The sequence below is a fragment of the Sunxiuqinia rutila genome, assembly GCF_050589705.1.
In the GTDB taxonomy this organism is placed as follows: domain Bacteria; phylum Bacteroidota; class Bacteroidia; order Bacteroidales; family Prolixibacteraceae; genus Sunxiuqinia; species Sunxiuqinia rutila.
The window spans coordinates 383755-400097 of sequence record NZ_JBNGOT010000001.1 but is presented as its reverse complement, the minus strand read 5'-3'; the positions used below and the strand labels follow the sequence as shown (position 1 = coordinate 400097).

The following is a 16343-nucleotide window of genomic DNA, read 5'->3' as shown; positions in this document are numbered from 1 at the left end:
AATTTCTTTCGAAAAGCTAATTGGTTCGAGAAACGAACTTTAAAGGTAAAAAAAAAGGAGACCTTTTATAATCTCCCTCAGGAATTTATAAGGACTAGTTTTCAACAAACCTGGTCTTTTATAATCTTGCTTATGATGTCTTTCAGTTGCATTCCCATGGCTTCAATCTGCTGAGGAATAAAACTTGTTGCGGTCATTCCCGGTGTGGTATTTACTTCCAGGAAATAAAAAACACCATCCTTCAGGATGTAATCGATCCGGACAATTCCCTTGCAATTGCAAAGGTCGTAAATACGCGATGAAAGCTGCTGACAGGTTTCAGTCAGCGATTCGGAAATACGAGCAGGTGTAATTTCAAGCGTTGCGCCTTTGGTGTATTTCGCCTCAAAATCGAAGAACTCATTCTTGGGGATCACTTCGGTTACCGGAAACAAAAACGACTCATTCTTCAGCTTCACAAGTCCACTGGTAATTTCAAGTCCTTCAATAAACTCTTCAACCAAGGCTTCGTTGCTTTCTTTCCAAGCGGCTTCAATAGCTGCTTTCAGGTCAGACTTCGTCTTCACCTTGGTTATTCCAAAACTGGAACCACCGGCATTGGGCTTTACAAAAACAGGCAAACCCAGCTCTTCAACCAAGACATCCTCGTCAATCACATCCCCTTTGGTTAGGCGAACGGATTTGGCCATAGCCAGATCGAAATTGCGTAAATAGTTGCTGCAGTAATACTTATTGAAGGTAAGCGCTGATGATTGCACGCCGCAAGTGGAATAGGGAATTTTCAACAAATCGAAGTAGCCCTGCAAAATACCATCCTCACCCGGTGTGCCATGAATGGTGATGTAAGCATAATCGAACCGGATGTGCTCATTTTGGTAGTGAACTGAAAAATCCTGCTTGTTGATGTCCGCCACCGGCTCCCCATCAACCACCAATTTCCAGTCGGCTCCTTTCATTTCCACAGCCCAAGGCTGAAACAATTCCGGATCAATCGACTGAAAGACATTTTTGCTGCTATTCACCGATACCACGTATTCGGAGGAATCGCCTCCGTACACCACTGCAATATTCTTTTTCATCCGTTAATCAATATTTCTGTTAGCAATGTAAGCGCGCCATTTGTCAATCGCCTGGCTCATGTCTTCCGGCAATTCGGAATCAAAAAGCATTTCCTCGCCTGTTACCGGGTGAATAAACCCGAGTGTTTTGGCATGCAAGGCCTGGCGAGGCAACACGTTAAAACAGTTGTGTACAAATTGCTTGTATTTGGCAAAAGTGGTTCCCCGAAGTACCTGATTGCCACCATAGGTATCATCGTTAAAAAGCGGATGCCCCAGGTATTTCATATGTACCCGGATCTGGTGCGTACGGCCGGTTTCCAGCTGGCACTGAACCAGGGTAACATAGCCCAGCTCTTCCAAAACCTTGTAGTGTGTTACCGCATGTTTGCCATGTTCCCCTTCAGGATACACGGTAAAAACCTGCCGGTCTTTCACACTGCGCCCAATATTTCCTTCAATGGTGCCCGTGGGTTCTTTGGGTGTTCCCCAAACCAACGCAACATACTGTCGTTTCGTGGTTTTATCAAAAAACTGTTGAGACAACTTCACTTTGGCCAATTCGGTTTTAGCGACCACCATTAAGCCCGAAGTATTTTTATCAATGCGGTGTACCAGTCCGGGACGCGGATCTGTTGTTTTGAAAAGCGGCAGGTCCTGGTAATAATAGGCCAGGGCATTAACCAATGTTCCGCTGTAATTCCCGTGTCCGGGATGAACCACCAAACCAGGCTGCTTATTGACCACCAGCAACTGGTCGTCTTCGTACACAATATCTAAAGGAATATGTTCCGGTATAATCTTCAACTCACGCCGGGGAAAATCCATTACAATGGCCACTTCATCCCCAGGCTTAACTTTATAATTTGACTTGACAGCCTGTCCGTTAACCAGAATATTACCGGCTTCGGCCGCCGCTTGAATCCGGCTTCGCGAAGCATTGTCGATCCGGTTTACCAGAAATTTATCCACCCGAAGCAATTTCTGCCCGGCATCTACTATCAGCTTATAGTGCTCATACAAAGCACCTTCTTCCGACTCATCCAGCTCTTCACTGAAGTCTGTATTTTTATCTTCAACCATCCTTAAAATTCCTCTTCTTCTTCCAACTTTAGTTTCTCCTCATCCACGGTCAACCAGATATCGATTGACGCTCCCTGCTCAATTTTTGCGCCCGGGGCCGGGGCCGGACGTTGCTGCCACACACGTGCGCTGGCACTATCTTCAGCAGTTTCAAAAGAGTCATCATAAATAATTGCTCCCAAATTCAGGAACGACACTGCAGTCAACTCAGTGGCTTGATCCAGCCGAACACCTAATAAATCCGGAACTTCAGTAGCTTCACCAAAGCGACTTTGCCCCACCGTTAAATCAATATTAGCCCCCTTGTTGACCAAGGTTCCTTGTTTCACCGGTTTCCCTTGAAGTTTCTGTTCCAACACAAGGTTTGGAAACTCGCTAGGCACATAATCCACATTCCCTACATTCAAGCCGAAACTCATCATCAGGTTCATGGCCTGACGATACGAAATATCGGTCAGTTTGGGCATAGCCACCTGCTCCGGTTTAGACGCGCAAATGGTCAAAAAAATAGTACGTCCACGCTTCACCATGGCTCCGGCTGCAGGCACTTGGTCAATGACTGCTCCAGGCGCTGCATCTTTAATGTACAAGGAATCCACGACATCAAAAAGCAACTCATCCTCCACCACTTTCATTTTCACTTGCTCAAGCTGCATGCCCGAAAAATCGGGTACGGCATAAGCTTCACCATGGTTGGTATAAATTCGCAATCCGAATATGGTGATCAACAACAGCATCACCGTAATAACAATTGCCAGTAAGACACTTATCCAGAAACTCTTACTTGCCAGGTACGCCTTAAAACTCATAGGGTAAGCATTTAATCTTCTTATGAAACAAAAATAGCTTAAAAATTAGTATGTGGAAATGCGATTAAAATTTAATCCGAATATCTGGCACAATGGGTTATCAGCTTAACGTTTTGGTCAACTCATACCCGCTCGGAGGATAGTTTCAAGCCTGCCAACCAACTTCGGTCTCCCGGCATCTTTCGGCTGACCTATTCAACATGGCCCAACAAAAAAAGGCAAAGAATAGTTATTCTTCACCTTTCAATGTATTTAAGTTTTTTCAGTGTCTTAACGCTTATGACGTGGTTCGTCAGAAACAGTCAATTTCTTTCTTCCTTTCGCACGACGCAATTTCAAAACTTTGCGACCGCCGACAGAAGCCATTTTCGCACGAAATCCATGTTTATTTCTGCGCTTTCTGTTAGATGGTTGAAATGTCCTTTTCATTTGTCAATATTTTTATGTGTGATGTACTCTCGCTTATTTTGGACTGCAAAAATAATTCTTTTTTGATTCCTTCCAAAATATTGTCAGGAATTTTCACGGGTTTTCATACGAATTCTTCATCCGGCTCGGGTTCCAGCAACATTTTTATAGTCAGTCAGTCCAATCCTTCGCTGGCAGCAATTCCTGCGTTACAGCCAAGGTCATGCCACAGCCAGCGGTATTGCATGAAATTAGAGTCGTAAATGAATCAGCTTTTTCGTTTCAAAAAACTCCTCCTCAAATTGGTCACTCAAAGGGTAAACCGATACCTTTTTCCTGAAGGCTTCCAGCTCATCGTCAAAATCGCCACCCTTCAGGTATAAAATACCATTAGCTAATGAATTATGCTGAACCTTACTGATTTTCTTGCGCACCAGCGAAACAAATTTTGGGAAAGCAGTGACTGCCCGGCTGACAACAAAGTCAAATTGCCCGGGCACTTTTTCTGCCCGGTTCTGCTCCGCCCGAACATTGGTTAAGCCCAAACTCTGGCTCACTCCTTCAACCACTTTAATCTTCTTGGCAATGGAATCGACCAGAAAAAAATTGGTTTCAGGAAAAAGAATCGCTAATGGAATGCCCGGAAAACCACCTCCCGTTCCAACATCCATGATGGAGGTTCCCGGTTCAAACCGGATGTATTTGGCTATGGCCAACGAATGCAACACGTGGCGTTCGTACAAATGATCGATGTCCTTGCGGGAAACGACATTAATTTTTTCGTTCCACTCCCGGTACAAGTCGCCCAGTTGCGACAATTGCTCCAGTTGATGACTCGTTAAATCCGGAAAATATTTCGTGATGATTTCCATAGAATATGCGTATAATAAGATTACAAAACCGCTGCCCCTTGAAGACCTCTTCAATTTAGCCCCGAAACAAAATAAACAAGCTACAAGCGGCGAACTTACTCTTCCTGATCGTCAATCTCGGTAGATTCAATCATTTTAAAAAGCATTTCACGCGCTCTGAACAACTGAGCTTTTACTGTTCCGAGCGGCAAATTTAGCTCTTTTGCAATTTCCTCATACGAATATTCACGAAAATAACGCAGTTCTACCAAGGTGCGGTAGCGCGGCTTTAGTTTATGAACGATGCGACGCAGTAAAATGGCCTTTTGAATACGAATCAGTTTTTCCTCCGGGTTCGGATCTTTCGATCGGAGTCGAACCGACTGCTCATTTTCATTGCTTTCCGGATTGCTTTCAATCGAAACATGTACGCCTTTCTTCTTTCGCAAAAAGTCGATGCAATTGTTTGAGGCGATCTTGAACAGCCAGGTACTGAAGGCGTAACTGGGCGAATACTGATGCAGGTTTTTAAAGGCTTTACCAAAAGCTTCAATGGTCAGGTCCTCGGCATCGTTCTTATTATTGACCATTTTCAGGAGCATAAAATAAATGGCGTCCTTGTACTTACTCAACAGCTTTGCAAACGCTTTTTCATCTCCTGTTAAGGCGGATTCGACTAAAGCGTAATCCTGTTGGGCCTTATCGGACAAATTAGGATTTAATTCCATTTATTTCGTTTATTGTGGATGTATATTTTTATACCGTGCAACAAACTTAGTATCGGCCTGATATAAACGTACACAAACGAAGATAAAAAGATTTTATCTTCCTTCAAACGGGCTGACATACTTTTGACAATAAAAAGTTGTAAAAAAAGGACAAAAAAGGCTGGAATGACATAAAACGGCCAGTTTTGAGGTTCAACAACTAACAGCCAGGTCCCTAGTCCGACAAACAGTAACTTAAAGACATCGGCCAGCCCATGAAGCAACCGGGCTCCAAATCGCAACTGCCGGTTCAGACAAATTTTCTTTTTTATTAAAGCTGAAAAATCGCTCGATTCCGTCTCGGTATTTTCCCGTACACAGGTTTCAATATCCACAGAAACCTTTACCTTCTTCTTGACCGCAGCATTCAAAACCAATTCCAGGTTAGCAAAATGGTCGTTCATCTTCCCTTTAAAGCCAGATTGGTTAAAATAAATGGCCCGTTGAAAAAGCACGTTACTATCCTGATAAATAACAGGCAAACCTCCCAATGAATAGGCAGCCGAGCTTAAGAAAGCAGAAAAACGCTCCAACCGACACAGTTTATTCCACACATTTCGTTGTGCCAAAACATTGGTGTAATTAATCAGCAAACTTGAATCGCCCACCTGTTCATTCGCCTTTTTCAGAAACTGCCGATTAATCTGATGACTGTCAGGCCTTACAAACAATACCAACTCCGAGTTGGAGGCTTTCATAGCCAGATTGATGGAAAGCTTTTCAGAGAAATTGGTTTCCTGACAAATAGAGGTGAATTTTAACCGGGGAAATTTTTTGGCCAGCTGAGCGACCTTCTGAATGGTGCAATCTTCGGAGAAATCATCCACCACAATCACATCATAGTTCGAATAATCCTGCTCCAGCAACTGCGTCAGCACCGCTTCAATGCGCTCTTCTTCGTTACGTACCGCCAGGCAAACACTCACCGACCGCTCTGCCTGTTGCGGTGATGTTTTTTTTATCAACAACAAACGGAGATAGAAAAACAATAGAAAGAACAACTCAACCACCACAGCTCCAAAGAAAATGGCCGGGGCAATCCATTCCAACGTTGTTCGGTTAAAGAAGTCGCAGTTCATGTTCAGATTTTACTCGCAAATTTAACAATCAAACACATTTAATTCCGTTTTTTTAAATTAAAATAATGACCAGCCAGAAGCGTGGCTTTCTGGTGGTTTAACTTTTATGCCTATCTTTGAGCACTCAAAAATTAATGCATGGACTTTACGCTTCAACATCAAGCAGTTAACAGCCAAGCCCGGGCTGGGAGATTGGAAACAGACCACGGGGCAATTGAAACACCTATTTTCATGCCGGTTGGAACAGCCGGATCAGTCAAAGGAATTCATGTTAAAGAATTAAAAGACGATATTCAAGCACAGATCATTCTTGGAAACACCTACCATTTGTATCTGCGCCCCGGAACCGAGATCATTCAAGAGGCTGGCGGCCTGCATAAATTTAACGGATGGGATGGCCCCATCCTGACCGACAGTGGCGGTTTTCAGGTTTTTTCACTGGGAGACATCCGCAAGCTAAGCGAAGAAGGAGCTAAATTTCAGTCTCATATTGATGGATCACGTCACTTGTTTACGCCCGAAAGCGTCATTGACATTCAACGTCAGATCGGCGCCGACATTATCATGGCCTTTGACGAGTGTACGCCAGGGGATGCTGATTACGATTACGCCAAAAAATCGCTGGGACTAACCCAACGCTGGCTTGAGCGTTGTGTTAACCAAATGGAAAAAACCAGCCCGCTTTACGGGCACCAGCAATCCCTTTTCCCCATCGTTCAGGGGGCCGTTTATCCGGATCTTCGGGAAGCGGCTGCCAAACACGTCAGCTCCATCCCCAGTGATGGTTATGCCATTGGCGGATTGTCGGTAGGCGAATCCGAGGAAGACATGTACGCCATGATTGATGTGGTTAATCCGATTCTGCCCAAAGAAAAACCCCGCTACCTGATGGGCGTTGGAACCCCCATCAACATTCTGGAAGCCATTGATCGTGGCGTGGACATGTTTGATTGTGTAATGCCTACCCGCAACGGGCGAAACGGTATGCTGTTCACGAAAAAAGGCATTATCAACATTAAGAACCGGAAATGGGCCAACGATTTCTCTCCGGTTGACCCCGATGGCACTTCTTTTGTGGACCAGCACTATTCGAAGGCTTTTTTACGTCACCTTATTGTTTCTAATGAAATGCTGGGTGCACAAATTGCCAGCCAGCATAACCTGGCCTTTTACTTGTGGCTGGTTAAGGAAGCCCGCCGGCAAATTCTGGCAAACACCTTCAAAGAGTGGAAAGAAGAGCTGGTTCAAAAACTTGGCAGGCGATTATAAATTTTTCAGCATAAAGAAAACTAGTGGGCCCTATGAAAATACCCAGACTGCAAACCATTGACATTTACATCATAAAGAAGTTTCTCGGAACATTCTTTTACTCCATTGCACTAATCATCAGCATTGCCATGGTGTTTGACGTCTCGGAAAACCTGGACGAATTTATTTCGAAAGACGCGCCTATCAACGTCATTATTTTTGATTATTACCTGAATTTCGTTCCCTTCTACGCCAACTTATTCAGCGCGCTGTTTACATTCATTGCCGTCATCTTCTTTACCTCGAAGATGGCCTACAACTCGGAGATCATTGCTATTTTGAGTAGTGGCGTTTCTTATGCCCGGCTCATGCGTCCGTACATGGTTTCGGCCTTTATGATTGCACTTTTCTCTTACACATTGGGCAACTACATTATTCCGCCGTCGAATAAAAAAAGGATCGAATTCAGAAGCACCTATATCGATTCGCCCCGAAACTACCTGGAAAGAAATATTCACCGACAACTCTCTCCGGGCGTTTTTATTTATATGCAAAGCTACAATACCTCCAATGATGTGGGGTATAAGTTTACCATTGAAAAGTTTGAAGAAGGAAAATTGAAGTCGAAGCTTGAAGCCGACTACATCAAATGGGACCGGGAAGATAAAAAGTGGACCGTTAATAATTATGTCATTCGCGATATTGACGGCTACACGGAAACCATCGACACCGGTACCAAGCTTGATACCACTTTAAATATGACACCTGAAGACTACCGGGTCATGAAAAATGTTGTGGAAACCATGATACTGCCTGACCTGAATGATGAAATTAAAGACATGAAGCTGCGCGGGGTGAATACCACCGAATTTGAAATTGAAAAACACCGGCGTTTCGCTGGGCCTTTTTCTGCCTTTATCCTGACGATTATCGGAGCCTCACTGGCTTCGCGAAAAGTAAAAGGAGGACTTGGCCTTCATCTTGGCTTAGGAATTCTGCAAGCCTTCACCTACATCATGTTTATGCAAATATCCACTGTTTTTGCACTGTCAGGAGCCGTTTCCCCCTTGATGGGCGCATGGATCCCTAACATCCTTTTCGGTGCACTGGCCGCATACATGTACAAATGGGGAAGCCGCTAAGCGAACCTTCAAACGATATATCAAATTGTTCAAAACCAAATATTAACTCTCTCGTAAGAGCTAACATCAAATGTTTTAAAAATGTAGTAATGTGTTTGAAAAAGTTCTAATTTTGACCCGTTGAAGAACATAAAACTAAACACAAAATCATAACGGTCTCAAACAAAAACGAGACATTTTTTTTAATTAAAACTATATGATATGTCGTTGAAACGGAATATCCTTGACCTTCGAAAAAGGAAAAGTGAAGTTCTCAAAGGTGGTGGTGAAAAAGCCATTGAGAAGCAAGTAGCCATGGGGAAACTCACGGCCCGCGAACGTATTTTATACATCCTTGACGAGGGTTCATTTCACGAGTACGACCTGTTTGTTGAGCACGTTGGCCGCGATTTTGACATGGAAAAGAAAAAATTGCATGGCGATGGTGTCATCATCGGAACAGGAACAATTCATGGTTCTCCGATTTGTATTTTTGCACAAGATTTCACCGTAGCCGGTGGGTCACTGGGCTTAATGCACGCCCGGAAAATCACAAAAATCATGGATCACGCCCTTAAAATGCGCGTGCCTTTAATCGGTATCAACGACTCTGGTGGTGCCCGTATTCAGGAAGGTGTTGACTCCCTGGCAGGTTATGGCGAAATTTTCTTCCGCAATACCCTGGCCTCTGGTGTGATCCCTCAAATCTCAGTTATTCTGGGCCCTTGCGCCGGTGGAGCCGTATACTCTCCTGCTTTAACTGACTTTGTATTTGTGGTTAATAACATCTCCAAAATGTTTATTACCGGACCAAGTGTCATCAAAACGGTACTTGGCGAGGAAATCTCCATGGAAGAGCTTGGAGGAGCTAAAGTTCATGCTGAAGTGACCGGGAACGCCCACTTCTATGCTGAAAGCGAATTGGAATGCTTTGATCAAATCAAGAAATTGATGGCTTACATTCCATGGAACAACAAGCAAAAAGCAACGAAAATTGAGCCTCAACTTCCGAAGAAGAAGACAAAAATTGAGAATATCGTTCCCGGCGATCCTAAAATGCCTTATGACATTCGTGACATTATTGGAGCCATCACCGACGATTCTGAGTTCTTTGAAATCATGGAATTGTTTGCTCCAAACATCGTTATCGGATTTGGTCGCTTGAACGGAGAAACAGTTGGTTTTGTCGCCAACCAGCCTAAAGTATTGGCCGGAGTATTGGATTGCGACAGCTCGGATAAAGCAGCCCGCTTCATTCGCTACTGTAACGCTTTCAACATCCCAATCATCACTTTAGAAGACTTACCAGGCTATCTTCCGGGCGTTGACCAGGAGCATGCCGGTGTAATTCGCCATGGTGCAAAAATTCTGTATGCTTACAGTGAAGCCACTGTTCCAAAAATCACCGTGATTATCCGCAAGGCTTACGGTGGAGGTTATATTGCCATGAACTCGCGTCACCTGCGTGCCGACTTCGTATTTGCATGGCCTACAGCCGAAATTGCCGTTATGGGGCCTGAAGGAGCTGCGAACATCGTATTCCGTAAGGAAATCAGCGAAGCAGAAGATCCGGATGCCATGCGTCAGGTTAAAATTGAGGAGTACAAAGAAAAATTTGCCAACCCGTATGTGGCAGCAGCAAGAGGATACATCGATGAGGTTATCGAACCTGAAGATACCCGCAAAATGTTGCTTCACGCCCTGCAAGTGTCTGCGAACAAAGCAGTGAGCGGACCAAGCAAAAAGCACGGAATTCCTCCATTTTAAACTAAAACAAGAAGTATGACTGAAAAGAAATACGAAACGATAATCGTTCATAGCGCAAAGTACTTGACTGAGTACACGCGCAAATACCGGAACAGGCCGATTTGGGCAACCCCCGATGAAAACCTTATCTATTCATTCATCCCCGGAACCATCATTGATGTGCATGTAAAAGCGGGTGAAAAACTGAAAGAAGGTGATAGCTTGTTGATCCTGGAAGCGATGAAAATGCACAACAACGTTCAAATGCCATTTGATGGCCAAATTGTTAAAGTGCATGTTAAACCGGGAGAGAAAATTCCGAAGAAACATTTGATGCTTGAAATCAAACCATTATAAAAAAAAGGGGCTTAAGCCCCTTTTTTTATTTGTTTTCAACCGCCGGGCATCCCCTCTTGTTCTATTGCCAGTAGTTATCATCCACCATCCAGGCTTCAAGTGCCAGCGTCTGATCAATTGCCGGAGTCCAGTCCATTGTTCCCCGGTTCCAGAAAAACTCATCCACCATCCAGCTTTCGAGCTCCAATGCCGGCTCAACTTCTGCTTTCATCAAATCGCTCCTTGCTCTACTCTGCATGCCCGCCAAAACAGCAGCAAAAAGAGCCAATACTAAAATTTGTTTAACGAATCGTTTCATAGCTTCAAGACTTTCGTGTGTGTTTCTAATTGTTTTCTAATCAAAAGACTCACGAAAAGAGCAAAAGTTACGAACGAGACTGTTAAAGTTTCTGAGTTTAATCTTAATGAAATCTTAAAATCCTTATAATTTCTGGCTAAACACTTCGTAATCACCCGGGAAATGAGCCGCCAGATTCTTCTTCTCGGAGCGGAAAAGACCATACACCGCCGAACCGCTTCCGGACATTAAGGCGAAAGTGGCTCCCAGCTGGTATAATTTTTCTTTGATGGCCTTTACTTCAGGATGCTTCTCAAAGACAACCTGCTCAAATTGATTCTGAAGGTTGCCCTTCCATTTTGAAACGGGAAATTGAATCAATGCTTTCAGGGACATTCGACTCATACCGGGTACAATATTTTTATAGGCTTCCGGGGTAGAAATATGGATAGGAGGCTTTACAACAGCCAGGTAGTAGTCAGATAAATTCAGATGAACCTCTTCCAGTAACTCCCCGCGACCACGGGCAAGAGCCGGTTTCTGACGAATAAAAAACGGACAATCGCTCCCCAATTGCAAGGCATAAGCCAACAATTGCTCTTCGGAAAGCTTCAGTTGAAAAAGCTCATTTAAAAGAAGCAGCATGTAGGCTGCATCCGACGAACCTCCGCCAAGACCCGCTCCTACCGGAATATTCTTGTGCAAATGAATTTTCACCGGAGGTAACTGAAAATCCGTTTTCAGCAACTGATAGGCTTTCACAACCAGGTTTTTTTCAAAGTCTTCCTTCAAATCAATCCCTGAAATTGCAATGCTAAAAGCGTCAGATTCGACCACTTCCAAGGCATCCTGAATCGGGACAGGGTAAAAAACGGTCTCTATATTATGAAATCCATCGGGTCGTTTCTCTGTAACCAAAAGACCCAAATTAATTTTGGCAATCGGATATACTATCATGGTAAAAAAAATGACTGCTGTAAAGATACGAAACAGCAGTCATGATCAAGTAACTATTGATAAGATTCTATCGGATCGCAGGTACACATCAAGTTGCGATCACCATAAGCATCGTCTACACGGCCAACTGGTGGCCAGTATTTATTTTCTTTTTGCCACAACAACGGGAAGGCTGCCTGCTGGCGACTGTAAGCATGCTCCCAGTTGTCAGCTGTTACGGTATCAGCCGTGTGCGGCGCATTTTTCAGCGGGTTGTCTTCCTTGTCCGATTCACCCCGGATGATGGCTTGAATTTCTTCGAAAATCGATTTTAATGCCTCAATGAAACGATCCAGCTCCTCTTTTGATTCGCTTTCGGTTGGCTCAATCATCAAAGTACCATGAACCGGAAATGAGAGTGTTGGTGCATGGAAGCCATAATCCATCAAACGCTTAGCAATATCGGCTTCGGTAATTCCTGAATCTGCCTTCAAATGACGGCACTCCAGAATCATTTCGTGTGCCACCCGTCCCTTTTCTCCAACATATAAAATGCCGTATGTATCTTTCAGCTGACTGGCAATATAATTGGCATTCAAAATGGCAATCTCCGTGGCCTTGGTCAAGCCATCAGCGCCCAGCATTTTAATATATCCATAGGTAATGGGCAGCACAGAGGCACTACCCCATGGCGCTGCCGAAACAGCAGAAATTCCTATATGTCCGTTATTCATAACCGGATGCGATGGTAGGAATTTCACCAAATGCTCAGCCACTCCGATTGGGCCAACCCCCGGGCCACCACCACCGTGTGGAATGGCAAAAGTTTTATGCAAATTCAGGTGACAAACATCGGCACCAATCCGCTTGGGATTGGTCAAGCCCACCTGCGCATTCATGTTGGCACCATCCATGTAAACCTGACCACCATTCTGATGAATGATTTCGCACATCTCCACAATCGATGCTTCAAACACCCCGTGCGTTGACGGGTAAGTAACCATAAAGGCTGAAAGGGTATCCTTGTATTCTTCCGCTTTCTGACGTAGAGCTTCTACATCCACATTTCCCTTTTCATCGCAAGGCACCACTACCACATTCATCCCGGCCATTACGGCACTTGCCGGATTGGTTCCATGCGCCGAGGCGGGAATCAACACCACATTCCGATGATCATCTCCACGGCTTAGGTGGTACTGGCGGATTACCATTAATCCGGCGTACTCACCAGCTGCCCCTGAGTTTGGCTGCAGACTCACATCAGCAAAACCAGTAATTTCAGCCAAATCACGTCGCAGCTCCTCCATCATTTCATGGTAGCCGCGAGCCTGATTCTTAGGCACAAAAGGGTGCATACTGCTAAACTCAAACCAGCTAAGCGGCAACATTTCGGTTGCTGCATTCAGTTTCATGGTGCATGAGCCCAGTGGAATCATGGAGTGTGCCAGAGAAATATCACGATGCTCCAACTTTTTAATGTAGCGCAGCATCTCGGTTTCCGAACGGTACTTTTTAAACACCTCCTGCTTCATAAATGAAGACTGACGCAAAAAGGCTGCATCAATCGCACACACTTCCGGATAGTCCAGAATATGCGGATAACGTTTGTTTGCAGCTTTGGCAAACACCTCAATAATCCAGTTAATATCTTCCAGATTGGTGGTTTCATCGATGCTTAAACCAACTTCCCCATTTTCAAAATAACGGAAGTTCATTTCCAGCTCATGCGAAAGCCACTCAATGTCTTCGCGCTTAACGTGCTTGGGCAGCGCAAAACGAATGGTGTCAAAATAATTCTGATTCAACTGCTGGTAGCCCAGTGCGCTTATTTGCTTGTCCAGCAAAACAGCGATGGCATGAACCCGTTCGGCAATTCCACGGATTCCTTCCGGACCATGATACACCCCGTAAAAACCGGCCATCGTAGCCAGCAGCGCCTGGGCTGTACAGATATTAGAAGTTGCCTTTTCGCGTTTGATATGCTGTTCACGTGTTTGAAGCGCCATGCGTAAAGCATGATTACCATGCTTATCTTTTGAAACGCCAATGATTCGGCCGGGCATAATCCGCTTGTACTCGGCACGGGCTGTAAAGAAAGCGGCATGTGGACCTCCATAGCCCATAGGTACGCCAAAGCGTTGTGAGCTTCCAAAAACAATGTCGGCTCCCCATTCTCCCGGAGGTGTTAACAAGGCCAAGCTAAGCAAATCTGCCGCCACAGCCACTTTGGCATCCACAGCATGGGCCTGTTCCACCCAGTTGTCATAAGACAAAATTTCGCCATTGGCGTTCGGATATTGCAACATGGCTCCAATAACCTGCTCATCAAAAGCAAAGTCACCAATAGCACCAATCCTCAAATCAATGTTTAACGGCATGGCCCGTGTCTGAAGTACTTCCAATGTCTGCGGCCACATATTTTCATCAATCAAAACCACATTGGCACCGGCTTTGGCTTTAGCTCTGGACCGTCCATTGTACATCATTACCATGGCTTCGGCTGCTGCTGTCGCTTCATCAAGCAAGGAGGCATTCGCCAGTTCCATCCCCGTCAGCTCACAAACCATGGTTTGAAAATTCAACAAAGCTTCCAGCCTGCCCTGAGAGATTTCGGCCTGGTAAGGGGTATAGGAAGTGTACCAAACCGGGTTTTCCAAAACATTCCGCAGAATGACAGCGGGCGTAATGGTGTCGTAGTACCCCATCCCGATATAGGTATTGAACACTTTGTTCATTTTAGCCAAATCGTGAATCCGACGGTAATATTTTCTTTCCGTCAGTCCATCCTTCAGCTTCAATGGCTTTTCCAACCGGATATTGGCTGGAACAGCCTGATCAATTAACTCTTCAAGAGAGGAAACGCCGATGGTTTCCAGCATACTTTTGATATCCTCCTCCCGAGGACCAATATGGCGTGTTGCAAAATTATCACTTCCCATTTTTTCTTTTTTATATCTGAAGTTTGCTGTAATATTAGCTGGAAGATGTGTATAAAAAAATGATTTTTACCCGCAACTAGTGCGTTCAGTCCACTAAAAAGGGATTGCTCTTTTTCTCAAATCCAATGCTGGTTTCCGGCCCATGTCCGCTGTAAACCACCGTCTCATCCGGGAATTTGAATAACTTGTTTTTGATGTTTCCAACCAGCTGCTCAAAATTCCCTTTGGGTAAATCGGTACGGCCAATACTTCCGTAAAACAACACATCACCTACCAGCATGAATTGCTGATCGGGTTGATGCAGCACGACATGCCCCGGAGCGTGGCCCGGCACATGAATCACCTCCAACGAAGAATTTCCAAAAACAACCGGTTGCCCTTCGGTTAAAAAGTGGTCAGCCGGATCGACAGGTTCTACGGGCACCCCAAACCGATCTCCATGCTCGGTGATGGCTTCCACCAGAAAAGCATCTTCCTGGTGCGCATAGAACGGAATGTTATACTTACTCCGGCAATAATTAATCCCCAATATGTGGTCGAAATGGCAATGGGTATTGACCAACTTAACCGGCTTCAATTGCTTTTCCTGAATAAACTGATCCAGCTCTTGCTGCTCATAATCGAAAAAGCAACCGGCATCAACAATGATGCACTCTCCGGTTTCGTCATACAACACATAAGTATTCTCCTGTATCGGATTAAATGTAAATTTCTTAATTTGTATCATTCGCTTATTAATTAACAGTACCCTTTAACATGGGAACAAAAACAAATGTTCCATGTTTTTCCCTTTCAAATTCTTCCTCAGAAATTCGGGTAATTTTATACATGATTTGTTTTTCGGTTGGTCCCACGGGAACCACCAACACGCCACCTACACGTAACTGCAGCAGCAAGTCTTCCGGAACATACGGCGCCCCGGCTGTGATAATGATCTTATCGAACGGCCCGTATGTTGGCAATCCTTTGTAACCATCACCATAAAAGAACTTGGGATGATAACCCAATTCGGGAAGTAACTGCTGCACTTTCAGGAAAAGTTCGCGCTGGCGCTCAATGGTAAAAACCGTAGCACCAATTTCAAGCAGCACAGCTGCTTGATAGCCACTGCCGGTTCCCACTTCCAACACTTTCTCGTTGGGTTGCACATCCAGCAGCTGGGTTTGAAAAGCAACCGTAAAAGGCTGCGAAATGGTTTGTCCGGCACCGATAGGGAACGCCTGATCCTTGTAGGCAAACTGAATAAAACTACTATCCATAAACAGGTGGCGCGGAACCTTGGCGATGGCATCAAGTACCCGTTGATCTCTAACACCTTTAATACGAATACCTTCAACTAAGCGCTTCCGCAATCCTTTATGTCTTAAACTATCGCGAGCATCCATTAGCATCCAATTTTTAGGTAAAAATACACCAAAATGACTGTAATTTGTGGCCTTAGCAGTTAACATTATCAACAAATCCCGTTGAAAAGTACTGATTTGGCCGAGTCCATCAAAATAGCCTTTTATTTCTAAACGGACGCTATAATCACCAAAAGGAATTTGCTTTCGTTCCTTGCCAGCCACAAGGCTCTCCACGCGATCCGCTGAAAGTTGATGCGATAGCAAGCATTCCGTGATGGAGAACAAGCTAAAAAGGTTAAATTAGTCCATTAATTAGCC

At 44.6% G+C, this 16343-nt stretch carries 16 protein-coding genes; 4 read left to right on the top strand and 12 right to left on the bottom strand.

Going from position 1 to position 16343, the window contains the following annotated elements:
* Nucleotides 1-101: 101 nt before the first annotated feature.
* From ACRD6K_RS01495 to ACRD6K_RS01465, 7 genes are all read right to left on the bottom strand, one after another.
* Nucleotides 102-1079 (bottom strand): D-alanine--D-alanine ligase, encoded by a 978-nt coding sequence (locus ACRD6K_RS01495; protein ID WP_430971776.1) that lies wholly within the window; start codon nucleotides 1077-1079, stop codon nucleotides 102-104.
* Between the two features lie 3 nt (nucleotides 1080-1082).
* The gene (locus ACRD6K_RS01490; protein WP_430971775.1) at nucleotides 1083-2141 is read right to left on the bottom strand and encodes an RluA family pseudouridine synthase; all 1059 of its coding nucleotides are present in this window, start codon (nucleotides 2139-2141) and stop codon (nucleotides 1083-1085) included.
* Nucleotides 2142-2143: 2 nt separating this feature from the next.
* The gene (locus tag ACRD6K_RS01485; protein WP_299578219.1) at nucleotides 2144-2950 is read right to left on the bottom strand and encodes a PASTA domain-containing protein; all 807 of its coding nucleotides are present in this window, start codon (nucleotides 2948-2950) and stop codon (nucleotides 2144-2146) included.
* A 270-nt stretch (nucleotides 2951-3220) separates the two neighbouring features.
* Complete coding sequence (rpmH, locus tag ACRD6K_RS01480) at nucleotides 3221-3379, bottom strand: 50S ribosomal protein L34 (RefSeq protein ID WP_299578220.1); 159 nt, start codon at nucleotides 3377-3379, stop codon at nucleotides 3221-3223.
* Nucleotides 3380-3609: 230 nt separating this feature from the next.
* Nucleotides 3610-4230, bottom strand: a complete 621-nt coding sequence (rsmG, locus tag ACRD6K_RS01475) for a 16S rRNA (guanine(527)-N(7))-methyltransferase RsmG (RefSeq protein WP_430971774.1) — start codon at nucleotides 4228-4230, stop codon at nucleotides 3610-3612.
* A gap of 95 nt (nucleotides 4231-4325) precedes the next feature.
* Nucleotides 4326-4937 carry an RNA polymerase sigma factor gene (locus ACRD6K_RS01470; protein WP_430971773.1) on the bottom strand — a complete coding sequence of 204 codons (612 nt, stop codon included), beginning with the start codon at nucleotides 4935-4937 and terminating at the stop codon, nucleotides 4326-4328.
* The gene (locus ACRD6K_RS01465) at nucleotides 4928-6055 is read right to left on the bottom strand and encodes a glycosyltransferase (protein ID WP_430971772.1); all 1128 of its coding nucleotides are present in this window, start codon (nucleotides 6053-6055) and stop codon (nucleotides 4928-4930) included. The genes ACRD6K_RS01470 and ACRD6K_RS01465 overlap by 10 nt, the downstream gene beginning before the upstream one ends.
* Nucleotides 6056-6193: 138 nt before the next feature.
* Between ACRD6K_RS01465 and tgt the strand changes: the two genes are divergently transcribed.
* The 4 genes from tgt (at nucleotide 6194) to ACRD6K_RS01445 (ending at nucleotide 10527) form a co-directional block, all read left to right on the top strand.
* Nucleotides 6194-7324, top strand: coding sequence for a tRNA guanosine(34) transglycosylase Tgt (gene tgt, locus ACRD6K_RS01460; protein ID WP_430971771.1), 1131 nt, complete (start codon nucleotides 6194-6196; stop codon nucleotides 7322-7324).
* Between the two features lie 32 nt (nucleotides 7325-7356).
* Complete coding sequence (locus ACRD6K_RS01455; protein WP_299578225.1) at nucleotides 7357-8445, top strand: LptF/LptG family permease; 1089 nt, start codon at nucleotides 7357-7359, stop codon at nucleotides 8443-8445.
* Nucleotides 8446-8646: 201 nt separating this feature from the next.
* Nucleotides 8647-10191 (top strand): acyl-CoA carboxylase subunit beta, encoded by a 1545-nt coding sequence (locus tag ACRD6K_RS01450; protein ID WP_299578226.1) that lies wholly within the window; start codon nucleotides 8647-8649, stop codon nucleotides 10189-10191.
* A 15-nt stretch (nucleotides 10192-10206) separates the two neighbouring features.
* Nucleotides 10207-10527 carry a biotin/lipoyl-containing protein gene (locus tag ACRD6K_RS01445; protein ID WP_299578227.1) on the top strand — a complete coding sequence of 107 codons (321 nt, stop codon included), beginning with the start codon at nucleotides 10207-10209 and terminating at the stop codon, nucleotides 10525-10527.
* Between the two features lie 61 nt (nucleotides 10528-10588).
* On the opposite strand, the gene ACRD6K_RS01440 is transcribed toward ACRD6K_RS01445, so the two are convergent.
* The 5 genes from ACRD6K_RS01440 to ACRD6K_RS01420 form a co-directional block, all read right to left on the bottom strand.
* The gene (locus tag ACRD6K_RS01440; RefSeq protein ID WP_299578228.1) at nucleotides 10589-10825 is read right to left on the bottom strand and encodes a hypothetical protein; all 237 of its coding nucleotides are present in this window, start codon (nucleotides 10823-10825) and stop codon (nucleotides 10589-10591) included.
* Nucleotides 10826-10948: 123 nt separating this feature from the next.
* The gene (gene ispE, locus ACRD6K_RS01435) at nucleotides 10949-11761 is read right to left on the bottom strand and encodes a 4-(cytidine 5'-diphospho)-2-C-methyl-D-erythritol kinase (RefSeq protein WP_430971770.1); all 813 of its coding nucleotides are present in this window, start codon (nucleotides 11759-11761) and stop codon (nucleotides 10949-10951) included.
* Between the two features lie 53 nt (nucleotides 11762-11814).
* Complete coding sequence (gcvP, locus tag ACRD6K_RS01430) at nucleotides 11815-14679, bottom strand: aminomethyl-transferring glycine dehydrogenase (RefSeq protein ID WP_430971769.1); 2865 nt, start codon at nucleotides 14677-14679, stop codon at nucleotides 11815-11817.
* An 85-nt stretch (nucleotides 14680-14764) separates the two neighbouring features.
* Nucleotides 14765-15406 (bottom strand): MBL fold metallo-hydrolase, encoded by a 642-nt coding sequence (locus ACRD6K_RS01425; protein WP_430971768.1) that lies wholly within the window; start codon nucleotides 15404-15406, stop codon nucleotides 14765-14767.
* Nucleotides 15407-15413: 7 nt separating this feature from the next.
* Nucleotides 15414-16064, bottom strand: coding sequence for a protein-L-isoaspartate(D-aspartate) O-methyltransferase (locus ACRD6K_RS01420; protein WP_430971767.1), 651 nt, complete (start codon nucleotides 16062-16064; stop codon nucleotides 15414-15416).
* Between the last annotated feature and the right edge of the window lie 279 nt (nucleotides 16065-16343).